Below are 15,987 nucleotides of genomic sequence, written 5' to 3'. Positions count from 1 at the left end.
CCTCTCAGCGAGCGGCGATCGTCTGGCGCGCCGTACGCGCCTCGATCTTGGAAGCGAGGATGCCGTCCCAGTCATAGGGATCGGCGCGGAAGTTCATCTGGCCGTTGCCGCTGGCAAATGCAGTCCAGTATAGCAGATATACCGACACCGGCTTGGTCAGGCGAGCCCGGACCGTGTCGCCCTTCGCCACTGCGGCGTCGACCATTTCTGGGGTCCATGACGGATCGCCCTTGAGCAGCAGGTCGGCAAGTTCGGCAGGCTTTTCAAGGCGAACGCAGCCATGGCTCGCAAGCCGGCTGAAGCTTGCAAACTTCGCACGGCTTGGCGTGTCGTGGAGATAGACCGAATAGTCGTTGGCGAAATCGAATTTGAACCGGCCCAGCGCGCTCTGGTCGCCGGCCTGCTGCTGCAACCGCGTGCCGTCGATCACCTTGATGCCGTTGCGCTTGAAATAGCCGGGGTTGGCCTTTTCCTTCGGCCACAATTCCTTGGTCGCGATCGACGTCGGCACGTTCCAGGGTGGGTTGATGACGATGCTGTGGATCGTCGACGAAAGCATCGGCGTCTCGTCGCCCGGACGACCGGTGACCGCGCGCATCGATTGCACCGGGGTGTCGCCGTCGAACACGGTGAGCACCGCCGCGGCGATATTGACCTGGATCCGGTCACGCGGCAGGTCCTGCGGCAGCCAGCGCCACCGCTCCATGTTTGCCATGATCTGACGCACGCGGTCGGTTGCCGATACGTTGAGCGCAGCCAGCGTCTGGGTCGAGACGATGCCGCTGGGGTTCAGGCCGTAGCGCCGTTGCGCACGACGCACCGCATCGACAAGGGCGGAGTCGAACTCGTCGCCACTGGTCGAGACGTCCTTGTCCTCGACCGCGAGACGCTTGCGAAGCGCAATCACGCGTGGGCCGGACGCACCGATCGTGAAATCGGGGCCCGACGCCAGAGGCGACCAGCCGCCCGCGGCAGCGATCGAGCGGTAGTTCTGGAGGCCCTTCCGCAGACCGTCATACCCGGCATAGGGAGGCGGCAAGGATGCGAACCATGCCGCAATCCGATCAAGCCGGACGGCGTCGGCAAACGCAGGGGTCGGATCATAGGCCGGCGGGCGCAACCCCCAATCCTTCTGGAAATCGGCACCGCTGAGACGACCGGCATGCACCGCACGCGCATGGTCGAGCGCCCCACGGACGAGTTCGTCCTTGCTCGGCGCGCTGGTCGATACCGTGGCGGCGGACTTCAGGCCCTGCGCAACGATGTCGCCATTTAACAGCTTGTCGAGCAAGGCTGCCTGCGTGTCATTCAAGGGCGGTACGGTGATGACCGGAGGAGCCAGTGTCGGCGTCGGCATGGCCGTAGGTACTGTAGGTACGACCGTGGGCGGCGTTACCTGTTGTGCGAACAGCGGTGTGGCCATCAGCATTGGCGTTGCGACAATCGCAATCGCCGATCGCATCATGCCGTTCTTGAAACGTCCTTCGTCGAAACCGCGCGCCATAATCGTCCTGTCTTGCCGTATCTGGTCGACGCTATCGCACGTCATAGCTCTCCCTTAGCTGAACCGGACTCGCTAAGCATCGCCAAACGGGCCAAATTCGTCGGTTCAACCGAGAGTTTGCGATTTTCCCTGCCGGGCAAGCACTTCGTAAGCCATCACAGCCGTCGCGACGGCGGCATTGAGGCTGTCCGCCTTGCCGAGCATCGGGATCTTCACGAGCACGTCGCAGGCCTCGGCCATTTCGGGGGGCATGCCCTGCGCTTCGTTGCCGGTGAGCAGGAAGGTTGGGCCGGTATAGGTCGCCGCCCGGTAATCCGTTTCGGTGTCGAGACTCAGCCCGACAAGCTGCCCGGGCCCGGTGCGCAGCCAGGCCTGGAACGGCGCCCACTCGGTTTTCACCACGGGAATCGTGAACAGCGCGCCCATGCTCGCGCGGACCGCCTCGACCGAGAACGGGTCAACCGACTCGCCGATCAGGATCAGCCCACCTGCGCCGACTGCATCGCCCGTGCGCAGGATCGTGCCGAGATTGCCCGGATCGCGCAGGCGTTCTGCGACCAGCCAGATGCCGGAGGTGGTGCGATCCAGGTCTTCGAGCGTCGCGTCGAACTCGTCGAACACGCCGACCACCGCCTGGGGGTTGTCCTTGCCGGACAGCTTCGAAAGGATATCCGGCGTGGTCTGGATCGAATCGCCACCGGCATCTTCGACATCCATTGACAGCGCGTGGACAAGGGGGTGGTTTGCGCTTGCCGCGGCGTAAAACAAGGTGCGCGGCAGGCGTCCCGTCTCGCGCGCTTCGGTAAGGATGCGCAGGCCCTCGGCCAAAAACTGCTTGGCCGCACGCCGATGTCGCTTGTCGCGCAGATCGCGGACATACTTGATCAGCGGGTTCGAAAACGCGGTTATCTCGCGGGGCATCTAGCGCCCCTTCCGCGAGCGGGAGGGGTTGGGGGCGGGGTTTGTAAACACGTCGTCGCTCATGCCCTCCCCCGATGCCTCCCGCAAGCGGGCGGGGGGAAAGGCGGTCAATCCTCGCCGAATTTTGCTTCGACCAGTTCTGCAAGCGCGGCGACCGTGTGCTCCGCGCCGTCGCCCTTCGCGCTGATCGTGATCGCGTCGCCCATCGCCGCGCCGAGCATCATGAGGCCCATGATCGAGGTGCCGGTGACGTGATCCGACCCGTCCTTGGTCACGCTGACTTCGACCGGATGCGCGGATGCGAGCGTGACGAACTTGGCGCTCGCGCGCGCATGGAGCCCGCGACGGTTGGTGATCTGCACGGTGCGCGAAACCTCGTTCACGCCGCAGCTTCGCCCAGAACCTCGGACGCGACCGAGATATATTTGCGTCCCGCTTCCCGCGCGGCTGCCACCGCCGCGACGACAGTCATCGACTTGCGCGCCGAACCAAGCCGAATCAGCATCGGGAGGTTCATGCCGGCGATCACCTCGATCCGCCCGCGCTCCATCAGCGAGATCGCAAGATTGGACGGGGTACCGCCGAACAAGTCGGTCAGCACGATCACGCCACGACCGACATCGACGTCCTGGATGGCGGCCGCAATATCCGCGCGGCGCTCCTCCATGTCATCATCGGGACCGATCGCGATCGGCGCGACGCGTTCCTGCGGACCAACGACGTGGATCATCGCGCGAACGAATTCCTCGGCCAATCGACCGTGCGTTACCAGGACTAGGCCGATCATGTCAGCGTTTCATACTCATAAGACGACCGGTGATCCTTCGAGCGCATCTTGTGGAGCGGCCCCCAGGTCGCGGTGTGCGATACTGGGCGAAAATCCCGCGTCGCGCAACCGTCGCGCCACGCGGTCGGCGACGTGGACCGATCTGTGTCTCCCTCCGGTACATCCGAACGCGACGGTGACGTACGACTTGCCTTCCGCCCGGTAGCGCGGAAGCAGCAGGATCAGCAGTTCCTCGATCCGACTCACCGCGGCTTCATAGGCGGGGTCGTCCATGATGTAGGCGGACACGTCGGCGTCGAGCCCGGTGCCGGGACGCAACCTGGGGTCCCAGTGCGGGTTGCGAAGGAACCGCATGTCGAACACGAGATCGGCGTTGCGGAGCAGACCACGCGCGAATCCGAACGATCGGATCGACAACGTCGGCGCGCCGCGTTCGCCGCCTGCAAAGCTCGCGCGGATCTGCTGCGCGAGTTCGTTGGCGGTCATGTCGGTGGTGTCGATCAGGCGGTTCGCCCAGTCGCGAAGCGGCGCCAGCAATTCGCGTTCCCGACCAATGCCGTCGTTCGCAGGACGGTCGAGCGCCAAGGGGTGGCGACGGCGAGTCTCGGAATAGCGGCGTTCGAGTTCGGCGCCCGAGCAATCGAGGAACAACATCCCGATCTCGAGCGCATGCTGGTCGCGCAGGTCCCGAATGCGGCTGACGATCCGTTCGGGATCGAAGTCGCGCGTCCGCGCGCCGATCCCGATCGCGAGCGGCTGCGAATCGGCGGTCGATCCTTCGGGAAGCGGCGTGTCGAGCAACCGGTCGAGCAGCCGCAGCGGGAGGTTGTCGACCACTTCCCAGCCGAGATCCTCCAGCGTTTTCAGCACGGTTGACTTGCCGGCGCCCGACATGCCGGTGACGAGCAGGATGTCCTTGGGCCGTGTCATCTTGAATGCGTCATTCTAGGGGCTCCGGATTGCGCAATGCGAGTTCGACCTTGATCGGGGCGGAGGCTTCGACAGGATCGACCGCGACCTGGCGAACGTCGATCCCGGCAATGGTTCGCAGACGACGTTCGGGCATGCGATCTACCGGGCTGTCGATGCGAACGACCAAGCCGACCGGAACGTCCTCGACACAGGGCATGGCGAGGATGCCGATCCCGCGAACTTCGATGCAGCCGGCGATCGTCGTCGGTGCCCGCGCGAGCAAGGTCTCGCCCGAGCGCACCACCAGCGTCTGGTCGTCGCTGACGAGGATCGCCCCGCGGTCGATCAGGCGCAGTGCCAGGTCGGACTTTCCGGACCCGGACGCGCCTTCGATCATCACCGCCACGCCGTCGATCGCGACTGTCGTGGCGTGGAGCCTGTCGGAAGGGGGGACGACCACGACGCCCCCTTACTCCGGCATGTCGGCGAGTGGTAGGGTTACCACGAAGCGTGCGCCATCAAGGCGGTCCTCGCGCGATTCGACGAAGATCGCACCTTGATGGCCGTCGACGATGGTCCGCGCGATCGCGAGGCCGAGCCCGGAGTGCTGGCCGAACGTCTCGCTGTCGGGCCGGACCGAATGGAACCGGTTGAACACGTCCTCGCGCGCGTCCTCGGGCACGCCGGGACCTTCGTCCTCGACGCGCACGACCAGATCCTCTCCCGCGATGATCGTGGAGATCGCGATCAGGCCGGCGTCGGGCGAGAAGGACAGGGCGTTGTCGATCAAATTCTCGAACACACGTTCCAGCCTCGCGCCTTCGCCGAGTATGACCGTGCGGCCGTCCGGATTGCGGTCGAATCTCAGGCGAATGCCGCGCTCGACCCCCCTGGCTTCGCGCTGCGCGACCAGCCCATCGATCATCGCGGTGATATCGACCGGCTCGAACTTCGCGCGGCTCAGCTGCGCATCGAGTCGCGACGCCTCGGAGATATCGGACAACAGGCGGTCAAGCCGGTGCACGTCGTCGCGGACGATCGCGAGCAATTGCGCCTGAAGCGCCGGATCCTTGACCCGCGACAGCCCCTCGACCGCCGACCGGAGCGAGGCGAGGGGGTTCTTCATCTCGTGCGTGACGTCGGCTGCAAACGCCTCGGTCGCGTCGATCCGTGCCCTGAGCGCCAGACTCATGTCCGAGAGCGCGCGGGCGAGCATGCCGAGTTCGTCGCGGCGGGAGGGAAGGCGGGGCACGACGACTTCGCGGGCTCGTCCCAACCGCACTCTCACCGCCGCCCGCGCAAGACGACGGAGCGGACGGACGATCGTGCGGGCGAGGAACAGCGACAACAGAATCGAGACTATCGATACGCCCAGCAGCACCATGCTCAGCCGGAACCGCTCGATCCGCACGGTCTTCGTGATGTCGCGCGCGTTGACCGTGGTCATCACGACCCCGCCCGCACGAAGCGGGGCGGCGGCGGTCAGCACGGGGGTGCGGTCCGGCGCGCGCCAGACTGTCGTCGAAACGAGACTGCGTCCCCGTACCGCGGCCACGTCGGGCCATTGCTGCGTACCACTACGCTCGCGGTAGAGCGGCGGCCGGGGGGCCATCACGACGACGTCGATCGCCGCGTCGAGGAACCGGGCGATCGTCTGGTCCCAATCCTCCTTGTCAGGATCCATCAGCACGAAGTTGCGCAGGCCTAGCGATCGGCTGTCGACGATCGTCCGTCCTGCCGCGTCGAACAGCCGGATTCGCGAGCCCGTGTCACGGGCGAGCCTTAGCACCAGTGGATCGCGCAGCGCCGGATCGACCGCGGCGATCGCCTCGCCGATAAGTCGGGCCTCCCGCGCGGTCTGCGCGACGCGGTTGTCGACGACTCGGCTGCGATACGAATCGAGGTAGAAGAACCCGCCCGCCAGCAGCAACAGTGCGAAGATGTTGACCGCCAGGATGCGTCGCGTGAGCGAGATCTGTCCCGACCATCGCAGCGTGAGATCGCGCCCGTCGACGCCGAGCTCATTCCTCAGAAAATCGATACCCGGCACCATATAATGTCTCGATAGCGTCGAACGCGGGATCGACCTGCCTGAATTTGCGGCGGAGTCGTTTGATGTGGCTGTCGATTGTCCGGTCATCGACATAGATATCATCCTGGTACGCCGCATCCATCAGCTGGTTGCGGGTCTTCACGATGCCGGGACGCTGCGCGAGCGTCTCGAGGATCATGAACTCGGTGACCGTCAGCGTGACCGGCTCGCCGCCCCACAACGTCCGGTGCCGCGCCGGATCCATGCTCAGCCGCCCGCGGTCGAGCGGCCCCGCAGCTTCCGCTTCCGTTTCCGTCCCCGGCGACTGCGCAAGTTCGGTACGTCGCAGGATCGCGCGAATCCGGGCAATCAGCAGCCGCTGCGAGAACGGCTTGGCGATATAGTCGTCAGCGCCCATCGCGAGCCCGAGCGCCTCGTCGAGCTCATCGTCCTTGCTCGTGAGAAAAATCACCGGGATCTGGCTCTTCTCGCGCAGCCGGCGAAGCAATTCGAGCCCATCCATCCGCGGCATCTTGATGTCGAAAACCGCAAGGTCGGGTGGATTGTCGGTCAACGCCTTGAGCGCGGTCTCGCCGTCCGAATAGACGCGCGTGACGAAGCCTTCGGTCTGTAGCGCGATCGACACGGAGGTCAGGATGTTGCGGTCGTCGTCGACCAGCGCGATCGTTGCCGTCATCTGGGGTCGTCTGCCTCGGTCGTTGGCTTGCGGGCGTAGGCCAAACCGCGCCGCTACTCAACTAAGACCGTAGCGGCCAGCCTTGCGAGCGGGCGTCCAGCCAAGGTCAACTCTTCGGTCCCCGGTAAAAGGAACTTTGGCAGCACGACGTCCAGGCGAACGTCGCGGTTAACGAGCGTGCCTCGCTCTACGCCAGCGTCCACAACCTTGCCGACCAGATGCCGGACATCGCTTCCAGACCCCGGCCATTGCTTCCGGACCAACGTCCGGTCGTGATCGAGGGGAGTGCTGGATCGGTGCCAACGTGACCATCTAGCCCGGCGTGACCGTGCACGAAGGCTGCGTCGTCAATGCAGGATCGGTGCTAGCTAAGTCCACCGATCCGAACGGAGTATACTGCCCGCCCTACGCTATCCGCACCAAGGATCTGGCAATCGACTGATCCCGGGATTCCCGGCAACATGCCAATGCTGGAACTAGCGGAGTTCGCTAATCCGTTCGTTCGCATTCGGGCCGGGATCATGGGTCTACCGTTGCACGAGCGGACTATGCTGGATCTCCCAACCGAGGGGTCGGGGTCGGCACCATGTCGAGGGTTTCGGTTGCTGTTCGGCTCACCGATTGAAACACGAGATTAACCGGCGCGCGATGCCCGAGCAAACGCGATCGCCGCAACCTTCAAAGAAGATCGCGGCGATGCCTAATCTAAAACTGCCGGCGTTAGAACTTCCTAAAAAGCTTCACCGCCGGCCGCCATTCTCATGGCAATCAACCTATTTCAGGCTGATTAATTATCGCGCTCTGCGCGCTTGCGGTCGGCCTTGCGCGCACGACTCACTGCGGCAGCGTGCTCACGAGCCCGCTTCTCCGACGGCTTCTCATAATGGCGACGCAGCTTCATCTCGCGATAAACACCTTCCCGCTGCAGCTTTTTCTTCAGCGCGCGGAGGGCTTGGTCGACATTGTTGTCACGGACGATGATCTGCATTCGAATTCGGCTCTCGGCTATCATGGTGTTTTGACGGTCAGCGTCGCTTTATGGGGGGGATGCGCAAAAGCCAAGGCGCAAATATCGACCTTGTCGTGCCGCATGACGATTCTCCCGCCGTGATGGCGGATGCGTGGATGGTCTATACCGCGTCTTTTGCCTAAGCGCGGCGGCCGAGATACGCGGCAACGGCGTCGTGCAGCGCGGCGCCTCCGTGAATGCCGAGCTTGGTCCGTCGCCATAAAATGTCATCGACGGAGCGTGCCCATTCCGTGTTTATGAGATAGTCGACTTCGCGCGTCGAAAGGCCGTGGCCGAGGTTTTCGATACTGGTCGCGTCGCCGAGCACGGCATCGATTCGGGTGCCATACGCATGCGACATACGCAGCACGGTTGCGGCATCGAGAAACGGCCAGCGTCTACCCACCGACTCGGCGAACGCCGCGATCCCGCCGGGCGGCAAGTCGCCGCCGGGCAAGGGCGCATCGTGGGTCCAGGCTTCGGCCATCGGCGGAAGGAATGGCGCAAGTTCCTGCAAGGCGTGCTCGGAAAGCCGGCGATAGGTTGTGATCTTGCCACCAAACGCGGACAATAGCTGAGGCGCATCGGCCGTGCCGAGCTTCAGGACATAGTCGCGCGTGACCTTGGACGCGTTCGCGTTGCCGTCGTCGAAAAGCGGACGTACCCCGGAATAGCTCATCACGACGTCGGCCGGTTTCGTCTGGCGCGTAAAATACCGGTTCACGCTGGCGCAGAGATACTCGGTCTCGTCGGGGTCGATGGTCGGCGCGGACGGATCGCTGTCGAACGGCTTGTCGGTGGTGCCGACCAGCGTGAGGTTGTCCTGGTAAGGAATCGCGAAGATCACCCGCTTGTCGTCGTTCTGCAAGATGAACGCGTGATCCCCCTCGAACAGCTGGGGCACGACGATATGGCTGCCCTTGACCAGCCGCGGCGGCGGCTCGTGGTGCGCCGCCGGCATGTTGTCCAGGACCTTGCCGACCCACGGACCGGACGTGTTGGCGATGGCGCGTGCGCGGACGATGCTGCCGTCGCCCAGCGTGGCGACCCACCGGTCCGCCTCGCGCGTCGCGCCTTCGAACTTCACATGCGTGCGAATGTCGGCGCCGCGCTCGGCGGCATCGAGTGCGTTGAGCACCACCAGCCGTGCATCGTCGACCCAGCCGTCCGAATAGACGAACCCCCGTTTTACCGGCTTCAGTCCGTTGCCCCATGCCGTCTGATCGAGTCGCACGCCGATCGACTTGGGCAGTCGGCTGCGGCCGCCGATATGATCGTACAGGAACAGGCCGATCCGGATCAGCCAGGCCGGGCGCATGCCATCCGCCAGCGGCATGACGAAACGCATGCCACGGATGAGGTGAGGCGCGATATCGAGCAGTTTCTCGCGCTCCTCAAGGGCTTCGCGCACCAGCCGGAACTCGTACATTTCCAGATAGCGCAGGCCGCCATGGATCAGCTTGGAACTCGCTGACGAGGTATGCGCGGCCAGGTCATCCTGCTCGACCAGCATCACCGTCAATCCGCGACCGGCGGCATCGCGGGCGATCCCGGTGCCGTTCACCCCGCCACCGATGACCAGAAGGTCGACGTCGCTTGATCCGTTGCTATCCGATCCGGTATTGCTGGTCATGCCTTGGTCCTCGAACGCGTTCGATCAACGGCGTCCTGCCACCCCGCCATCAGGGCCGTTCGGTCGTCGGTCTTCATCACCGGGCTGAACGTTCGATCCTCCCTCCAGGCTCCGGCGATGTCGTCGGGACCGTTCCAGATCCCGACCGCCATGCCGGCAAGGAACGCGGCACCCGCCGCCGTCGTCTCGATATTGGCCGGGCGAACCACGTCGGTGTCGAGCATGTCCGCGAGGAACTGGCAGAACCAGTCGTTCGCCGCCATCCCGCCATCGACGCGGATCTGGCGAGCATCGCGCGCGCCGTCGGCGACCATCGCGTTCATCAGGTCGGTCGTCTGATAGGCTACGGACTCGAGCGCCGCGCGGGCGATGTGCGATCCGGTCGCGGCGAAGGTGAGGCCAGTGATGCTGGCGCGCGCGTCAGGGTCCCAGTGCGGCGCGCCGAGACCGACGAACGCCGGCACCATGTAGACGCCGCCATTGCCGTCGAGCTTGGTCGCCATGTCGTTGGTGTCCGCGGCGCGGTTGATGAGCCCCAGGCCGTCGCGCAGCCACTTCACTGCCGCACCGGCGACGAAAATCGACCCTTCGAGCGCGTAGGTAATTTCCCCGTCGAGCTGATAGGCGATGGTCGTCAGCATGCCGTTCTTGCTGGTCACCGCCTCCTTGCCGGTGTTGAGCAGCACGAAACAGCCGGTGCCGTACGTCGATTTGGCATCGCCGCGCTGAAAACAGGCCTGGCCGACCACTGCAGCCTGCTGGTCGCCCGCCATCCCGCCGATCGGCACCGACCTGCCGAGCAGGTCCGGGGTGGTTTCACCGAAGATCGTGCTGTTGTTCTTGACCGCAGGCAGCAAGCTTTCGGGAATGTCGAGCATTCGCAGCATATCCGGATCCCACGCGCCTTTGTGGATGTCGAACAGCAGCGTGCGCGATGCATTCGATGCGTCGGTTGCATGGACCTTGCCGCCGGTCAGCCGCCAGAGCAGGAAGCTGTCGATCGTCCCGAACGCGAGTTCGCCCCGGTCGGCGCGAGCACGAACACCCTCGACGTTGTCGAGGATCCATTTGAGCTTCGTCCCCGAGAAATAGGGGTCGAGGATCAGACCGGTCCGTTCGCGGACCAGCGGTTCGTTACCGTCCGCCTTCAGGTCCGCGCACAGCTTGGCGGTACGGCGATCCTGCCAGACGATCGCGTTGTGGACGGGCTTGCCGGTCTCGCGGTCCCACACCACCACCGTCTCGCGCTGGTTGGTGATGCCGATCGCGGCGACCTTACCTCCGTCCGCGTCCGCGGCGTCCTTCAGCGTCTCGACCGTGTCGCGCCAGATATCCTCGGCATCATGTTCGACCCAGCCCGATTGCGGGTAATGCTGCGCGAACTCGCGGCGGACGGTCTGGCGCGGGACGCCGTCGGTGCCGAACGTCATGCTCCGGGTCGAAGTCGTGCCCTGGTCGATCGCCAGGATGATAGTGTCGGTCACGCCTTGCACTCCTTCGTCGGTACGGAAATCATTGCGGGCCGGCGACGGGCTTGTCGCGGGGCAGGAACGGCCGGATCAGCAGATGCTGGAGGCCACCACCGATGACCGCACCGATTAAGGGGCCTGCGATCGGCGCCCACCAGTAGTTGCCGACGCCGGGAAACGCCGATTTGTCCCACCCCATCAGCCACGCGAAAGTCCGCGGTCCCAGATCACGGGCCGGATTGATCGCCCAAGCCTCGAGATAGCCCATCGAAGCACCGATCACGGCAACCAGCAGCCCGATCACGATCGCACCGAAATTCGCCTGGGGGGCCATGGTATTGAACTCGTCGGTGATCGCGAAGATCCCGAAGACCAGGATCGCGGTCAGGATGATCTCGTCGATGAAGCCCTTCATCGTCGTCACAGCGACACCGGGTGCGGTGAAGAAAATGCCCGCACCGCCGCCGCCGCCCCGGGTCAGCTGCTGGGTCGCGTTGAAGTGATCGATGACGTTGTAATACAGCGCATAGACGATGGCCGCGCCGAGGAACGCGCCGATCAGCTGCGCACACCAATAGGGCAGGACCTTCTTCCACGGGAAGCCGCGGTACAGCGCCAGCGCGAGCGTAACGCCGGGGTTCGCATGCGTTCCCGAGACCGCGCCGGTGACGTAGATCGAGATCGAGACTGCCATGCCCCAGGTCATGCAGACCCCCCAATAGGCGGTCTTGTACGGACTGGGATCATAGAGTGTGTACATCGCCGCAACCGACAGGCCGAACGTCATGACGATGCAGATCGCGACCGCTTCGGAGATGAGTTCGCCAAGATAGGCTTTCGCCTGCGGGGTCATCGGCATGTCCCGATCCTCGACATCGACGCCCGATCGCGCGGATACGGTCTCGCCTGGTCGACTGGCATCCTGCTCTCCTGATTGGACGCCGAATCGGCCAAGCCGTCGACCTCTCGCGTTCGTTGCGGACATACTTGCATCAGCCGGGGGCGACGTAACGTTAATTTATACTCCCGAGGCCGCGATCCGGCCCGCCGGACTGCGGCGGCGTCACCGCGGGAGCGATGCGAACTCGGCGACCAGTGCGTCGAACACCGTGCGGCAGCGTGGGCTGGTGCTGAGATCCTCGTGCATCACGATCCACACGGGAAGGTCGATCGCGAACGCATCGGGCAGCACGCGCACGAAATCCGGGTGCCGCTCGGCGATGGGTGTCTGGCAGATGCCGATCCCGAACCCGGCGCGGATCGCGGCGAGCTGCGCGACGTCGCTGTCGATACGCAACGCGAAGGCGCCGCGACGCAGCGCGGGAAACCTCTCGGTAAAGGCACGGATCGCCGGTGTCTCGGTGTCGAAACCGATCAGGTCGTGATCGGCAAGGTCGCCCAGCGTCCCGGGGGTACCGCGTCGTGCCAGATAGGCGGCATGGGCATAAAGACCGATCGCGATCGGTGCCATCTTCCGTGCGATCAGCGATTGCTGGACGGGCTGGGTCATGCGCACGGCAATGTCCGCTTGACGCTGCAACAGGTCATCGACCACATTCGAGGCCGAAATCTCGAACGTCAGCGCAGGATGGCGTGACCGCAGGCGCGCCAGCATGGCCGGCAAATGTTCCGCAGCCACGACCTCGCTCGCGCTGACCCGAACCGTCCCTGCTATCGCGCCCGCGGTCCCGGCCGCGGTACGCAGCAACGCGGCCGAGGTGGCGGCGAGCGAATCCGCATAGGGCTTGAGCTCGAGTGCCGCTGCGGTCGGGGTCAATCCGCGCTGGGTTCGCACGAACAGGTCGCGCCCGACAGCGCGTTCCAGCGCGTCAATATGCCGGGAGACGCTTGGCTGCGTGAGCCCCAGCGAACGGGCAGCCTGCGATAGCGAGCCGGTGCGCAACACCGCCTCGAACGTCCGGTAGAGATCCCAGCTTGGCGATCCGTTCATGCATTGCCGTATAGCCGGTCCACGCATATCGGCAATTTCGTTTTATCGGCCGCGGTCGCACTTCTTGTCTCACACGCAGTGGAGACGAAACATGGAACGCAAAGTCGCTTTGGTATTGGGTGCAACGGGAGGGATCGGCAATGCGGTCGCGCGAGTGCTGGCGTCGCGCGGCTGGGAGGTGCGCGCGCTGCACCGGAACCCGGAAGGCGTGACGGCAAGGCACGGCTTCGACTGGCGGCAGGGGGATGCAATGATCGCCAGCGATGTCGCTGCCGCCGCCGAGGGCGTTTCGCTGATCGTCCATGCCGTGAACCCCCCCGGCTATCGCAACTGGGGCACGCTGGTGCTGCCGATGATCGACAACACGATCGCGGCGGCGCGCGCCAACGGCGCCACGATCCTGTTGCCGGGCACCGTGTATAATTACGGTCCCGACGCATTCCCTACCCTGACGGAGGATGCACCGCAGCACCCCCGTACCCGCAAAGGCGCCATTCGCGTCGCGATGGAGCAGCGTCTGCGCGCCTTTGCCGAAACCGGGGCGGGGCGCGTGCTCATCGTGCGCGCCGGCGACTATTTCGGTCCAGACGCCGCGAACACCTGGTTCAGCCAGGTGGTGGCGGAGGGCAAGCGGCCGACCGCGATTACCTATCCCGGTCGACGCGGAGTCGGTCATCAATGGGCCTATCTTCCCGACGTGGCCGAGACGATGATACGGCTGATCGAAACCGACGGTCTCGACGCCTTCGCGACCTTCCACATGGAGGGCATATGGGATCCCGACGGCACGCGCATGGTCGACGCGCTCTGCCGCGTGCTCGGCGACCCCGCAGTCCCGGTCCGGCGAACCCCGTGGTGGATGATGCGGCTCGCTTCGCCGTTCGTGCCGATGCTGCGGGAAGTGATGGAGATGAAGTATCTCTGGGACCAGCCGGTTCGCCTTATGAATGCAAAGTTGACAGCCGTGCTTGGATCCGAACCGAACACGCCGTTGGACCGCGCCGTTCGTCAAACACTGACTGCCATGCGTTGCCTGGCACCGGCTCAGGTCGTTGACGCTGGTAATATGGCCCTTGCCGCGGCGACGGGCATGGGGAGGTAGCAGGAGCGATGACGCAGATGGCCGACACCAAAGCACAGGATGCCACGCTCGCGCTCCTCGCCGCACGCGCGCCCGGCGCGACGGTTTGCCCGAGCGAGGTCGCGCGGGCTCTCGCCACCGCGCGCAGTGCCGGGGGGGATCAGATAGACTGGCGGGACGTGATGCCGACCGTCCACGCGGCGATCGATCAGCTCGTCATCGACGGTCGGGTCCGACTGAGCTGGAAAGGGCAACCGCTCGAAGCTCGCGCCGGACCCTATCGGATCAGACGGGCGCGCGATCCATGAATGGCATCCGACGGTCGTACGGCGGCGGTCGAACCCACCGCCGTACGACCGCCGTGCCTTGCGTCAGCTGATGTGAACGGCCTTGGTGATCAGATGCGCGGCGACGCCTTCAGGGCCGTCTTCCGATCCATGGCCACTGTCCTTCACGCCGCCGAACGGGCTGTCGGGATAGCTGAGGCGGACGTTGTTGATCGCGATCATGCCAGCCTCGATCGCATCGCCGAGCATGTTCTGGCGTCGGCCATTCTCGGTGAAGCAATAGGCGGCCAGCCCGAACGGCAGGCGGTTCGCCTCGGCGATCGCCTCCTCGTCGGTGCCGAACCGGCTGAGCAGCGCCACCGGGCCAAACGGTTCCTCGTTCATCGCCCGCGCGGACAAGGGCACGTCCGACAGCACGGTCGGCTGAAAGAAGAACCCGCCGTCCGTGCCGTGCTCGCCGCCCGCCAGCAGCTTGGCGCCGTGGCTCGTCGCATCGCCGACGAGTTCGGCGATCGCATCCGGGCGCCGCGCGTTGGCCATCGGTCCCATCTGGCTCGCCGAATCCATGCCGTCGCCGATCTTCAGCGCGCGGGTGCGTTCCGCGAAACCGGCGGCAAAGCGGTCGTAGATGCCGTCCTGCACCTGGAAGCGGGTCGGCGCGACGCAGACCTGGCCCGCGTTGCGAAACTTGTGCGCGACCAGCGTGTCGAGCGTCTTGTCCAGGTCGCAGTCGTCAAACACCAGCACCGGCCCGTGGCCGCCAAGCTCCATCGTCGTCCGCATCATCGTATCCGCCGCAAGCCTCATCAACGCCTTGCCGACCGGCACCGACCCGGTGAAGCTCAGTTTCCGCGTGATCGGCGATGCGAGCAGATGACGCGAGACCATGTCGGGCACGCCGAACACGCATTGCGCGACGTCACCCGGAAGCCCGGCATCCTGGAAGCACCGCAGCACTTCAACCGCGCTACCAGCGGTTTCCTCGGACGGCTTGATGATGATCGAACAGCCTGCCGCCAGCGCCGGCGCGATCTTGCGCACGACGTTCATGATCGGGAAGTTCCATGCGCAGAATGCCGCGACCGGTCCGACCGGCTGGTGCAGGACCATGCTGCGAGTCCCCGACGGACGGGGCAGGACGCGACCATAGATGCGCTGCGCCTCGGCAGCATGGAAATCGAGCAGCGCCGCCGCAAACGCGACCTCGCCCTTCGCCTCGGCCTGGATCTTGCCCTGTTCGAGCGTCGCGATGCGCGCGATATGCTCGGCCCGTTCGCGCAGCAACTGCGCCGTCCGCGTCAGGATCGCGGCGCGTTTTTCCGGCGGCGTGGCGCGCCAGGCGATGAACCCGCGCTGCGTCGCCTCGAGTGCGCGGTCGAGATCGGCGGCATTGGCGAGCGGCAGCGCAGCCTGGCCTGCGCCGGTCGCCGGGTTGAGCACGTCGCGCGTATCGCGACCGTCGCCGCCGAGCCATTCGCCCGCGATGTAGAGCCCGAGTTTCGTGTCGTAGGCGGTAGTCATTGATCGTCTCCGTCGATGGCGGGTAGCGACGCGGCACGTCGAACGCGCGCATCGCCTGGTCGGCGCGAAGCCCGCGCCGCACCACTGCGCACCGGAGGCCGCAGGTCGACCGATCAACGCGATACCGCATGACCGTCGGGCACGGTGCAGACGCTATGTCATGCCTTGGGATCGGTCGTTCAA

16 protein-coding genes are annotated in these 15,987 nt (G+C 65.2%); 2 read left to right on the top strand and 14 right to left on the bottom strand.

Going from position 1 to position 15,987, the window contains the following annotated elements; genetic code table 11:
- Window positions 1-4: 4 nt before the first annotated feature.
- From HMP09_RS04290 to HMP09_RS04230, 13 genes are all read right to left on the bottom strand, one after another.
- Complete coding sequence (locus HMP09_RS04290; RefSeq protein WP_232090663.1) at window positions 5-1,504, bottom strand: L,D-transpeptidase family protein; 1,500 nt, start codon at window positions 1,502-1,504, stop codon at window positions 5-7.
- 105 nt (window positions 1,505-1,609) lie between these two features.
- Window positions 1,610-2,425 carry a TrmH family RNA methyltransferase gene (locus HMP09_RS04285; RefSeq protein ID WP_176499338.1) on the bottom strand — a complete coding sequence of 272 codons (816 nt, stop codon included), beginning with the start codon at window positions 2,423-2,425 and terminating at the stop codon, window positions 1,610-1,612.
- Window positions 2,426-2,532: 107 nt separating this feature from the next.
- Window positions 2,533-2,808 (bottom strand): HPr family phosphocarrier protein, encoded by a 276-nt coding sequence (locus HMP09_RS04280; RefSeq protein ID WP_176499337.1) that lies wholly within the window; start codon window positions 2,806-2,808, stop codon window positions 2,533-2,535.
- The gene (locus tag HMP09_RS04275) at window positions 2,805-3,212 is read right to left on the bottom strand and encodes a PTS sugar transporter subunit IIA (RefSeq protein WP_176499336.1); all 408 of its coding nucleotides are present in this window, start codon (window positions 3,210-3,212) and stop codon (window positions 2,805-2,807) included. Before HMP09_RS04275 ends, HMP09_RS04280 begins: the two co-directional genes overlap by 4 nt.
- A gap of 15 nt (window positions 3,213-3,227) precedes the next feature.
- A complete protein-coding gene (rapZ, locus tag HMP09_RS04270; RefSeq protein WP_176499335.1) occupies window positions 3,228-4,142 on the bottom strand; it encodes an RNase adapter RapZ in 915 nt (304 codons plus the stop codon).
- A 10-nt stretch (window positions 4,143-4,152) separates the two neighbouring features.
- Entirely contained in the window at window positions 4,153-4,521 is a 369-nt protein-coding gene (locus HMP09_RS04265) for an HPr kinase/phosphorylase (protein WP_232090844.1), read from the bottom strand.
- A 72-nt stretch (window positions 4,522-4,593) separates the two neighbouring features.
- Entirely contained in the window at window positions 4,594-6,177 is a 1,584-nt protein-coding gene (locus tag HMP09_RS04260; protein WP_176499333.1) for a sensor histidine kinase, read from the bottom strand.
- Complete coding sequence (locus HMP09_RS04255; RefSeq protein WP_176499332.1) at window positions 6,146-6,853, bottom strand: response regulator transcription factor; 708 nt, start codon at window positions 6,851-6,853, stop codon at window positions 6,146-6,148. Before HMP09_RS04255 ends, HMP09_RS04260 begins: the two co-directional genes overlap by 32 nt.
- Window positions 6,854-7,640: 787 nt before the next feature.
- Window positions 7,641-7,841, bottom strand: a complete 201-nt coding sequence (gene rpsU, locus HMP09_RS04250) for a 30S ribosomal protein S21 (RefSeq protein WP_031393196.1) — start codon at window positions 7,839-7,841, stop codon at window positions 7,641-7,643.
- A gap of 160 nt (window positions 7,842-8,001) precedes the next feature.
- Window positions 8,002-9,495 carry a glycerol-3-phosphate dehydrogenase gene (gene glpD, locus HMP09_RS04245; RefSeq protein WP_176499331.1) on the bottom strand — a complete coding sequence of 498 codons (1,494 nt, stop codon included), beginning with the start codon at window positions 9,493-9,495 and terminating at the stop codon, window positions 8,002-8,004.
- The gene (gene glpK / locus HMP09_RS04240; RefSeq protein WP_176499330.1) at window positions 9,492-10,979 is read right to left on the bottom strand and encodes a glycerol kinase GlpK; all 1,488 of its coding nucleotides are present in this window, start codon (window positions 10,977-10,979) and stop codon (window positions 9,492-9,494) included. The genes glpD and glpK overlap by 4 nt, the downstream gene beginning before the upstream one ends.
- A 28-nt stretch (window positions 10,980-11,007) precedes the next feature.
- The gene (locus tag HMP09_RS04235; RefSeq protein ID WP_232090661.1) at window positions 11,008-11,823 is read right to left on the bottom strand and encodes an MIP/aquaporin family protein; all 816 of its coding nucleotides are present in this window, start codon (window positions 11,821-11,823) and stop codon (window positions 11,008-11,010) included.
- Window positions 11,824-12,027: 204 nt separating this feature from the next.
- Window positions 12,028-12,915: a LysR family transcriptional regulator gene (locus HMP09_RS04230; RefSeq protein ID WP_176499329.1), complete on the bottom strand. Its 888-nt coding sequence runs from the start codon at window positions 12,913-12,915 to the stop codon at window positions 12,028-12,030.
- A gap of 91 nt (window positions 12,916-13,006) precedes the next feature.
- Between HMP09_RS04230 and HMP09_RS04225 the strand changes: the two genes are divergently transcribed.
- Together HMP09_RS04225 and HMP09_RS04220 are read left to right on the top strand one after the other, a co-directional pair.
- On the top strand, window positions 13,007-14,017 hold the full coding sequence (locus tag HMP09_RS04225; protein WP_176499328.1) for an SDR family NAD(P)-dependent oxidoreductase: 1,011 nt from the start codon (window positions 13,007-13,009) through the stop codon (window positions 14,015-14,017).
- Window positions 14,018-14,034: 17 nt separating this feature from the next.
- On the top strand, window positions 14,035-14,304 hold the full coding sequence (locus HMP09_RS04220; protein WP_176499327.1) for a DUF3253 domain-containing protein: 270 nt from the start codon (window positions 14,035-14,037) through the stop codon (window positions 14,302-14,304).
- Window positions 14,305-14,367: 63 nt separating this feature from the next.
- On the opposite strand, the gene HMP09_RS04215 is transcribed toward HMP09_RS04220, so the two are convergent.
- On the bottom strand, window positions 14,368-15,804 hold the full coding sequence (locus tag HMP09_RS04215) for an NAD-dependent succinate-semialdehyde dehydrogenase (RefSeq protein ID WP_176499326.1): 1,437 nt from the start codon (window positions 15,802-15,804) through the stop codon (window positions 14,368-14,370).
- Window positions 15,805-15,987: the final 183 nt, after the last annotated feature.

Source organism: Sphingomonas sp. HMP9 (assembly GCF_013374115.1).
Taxonomy (GTDB): Bacteria; Pseudomonadota; Alphaproteobacteria; order Sphingomonadales; family Sphingomonadaceae; genus Sphingomonas.
This window is presented reverse-complemented; position numbering and strand designations above follow the sequence as displayed.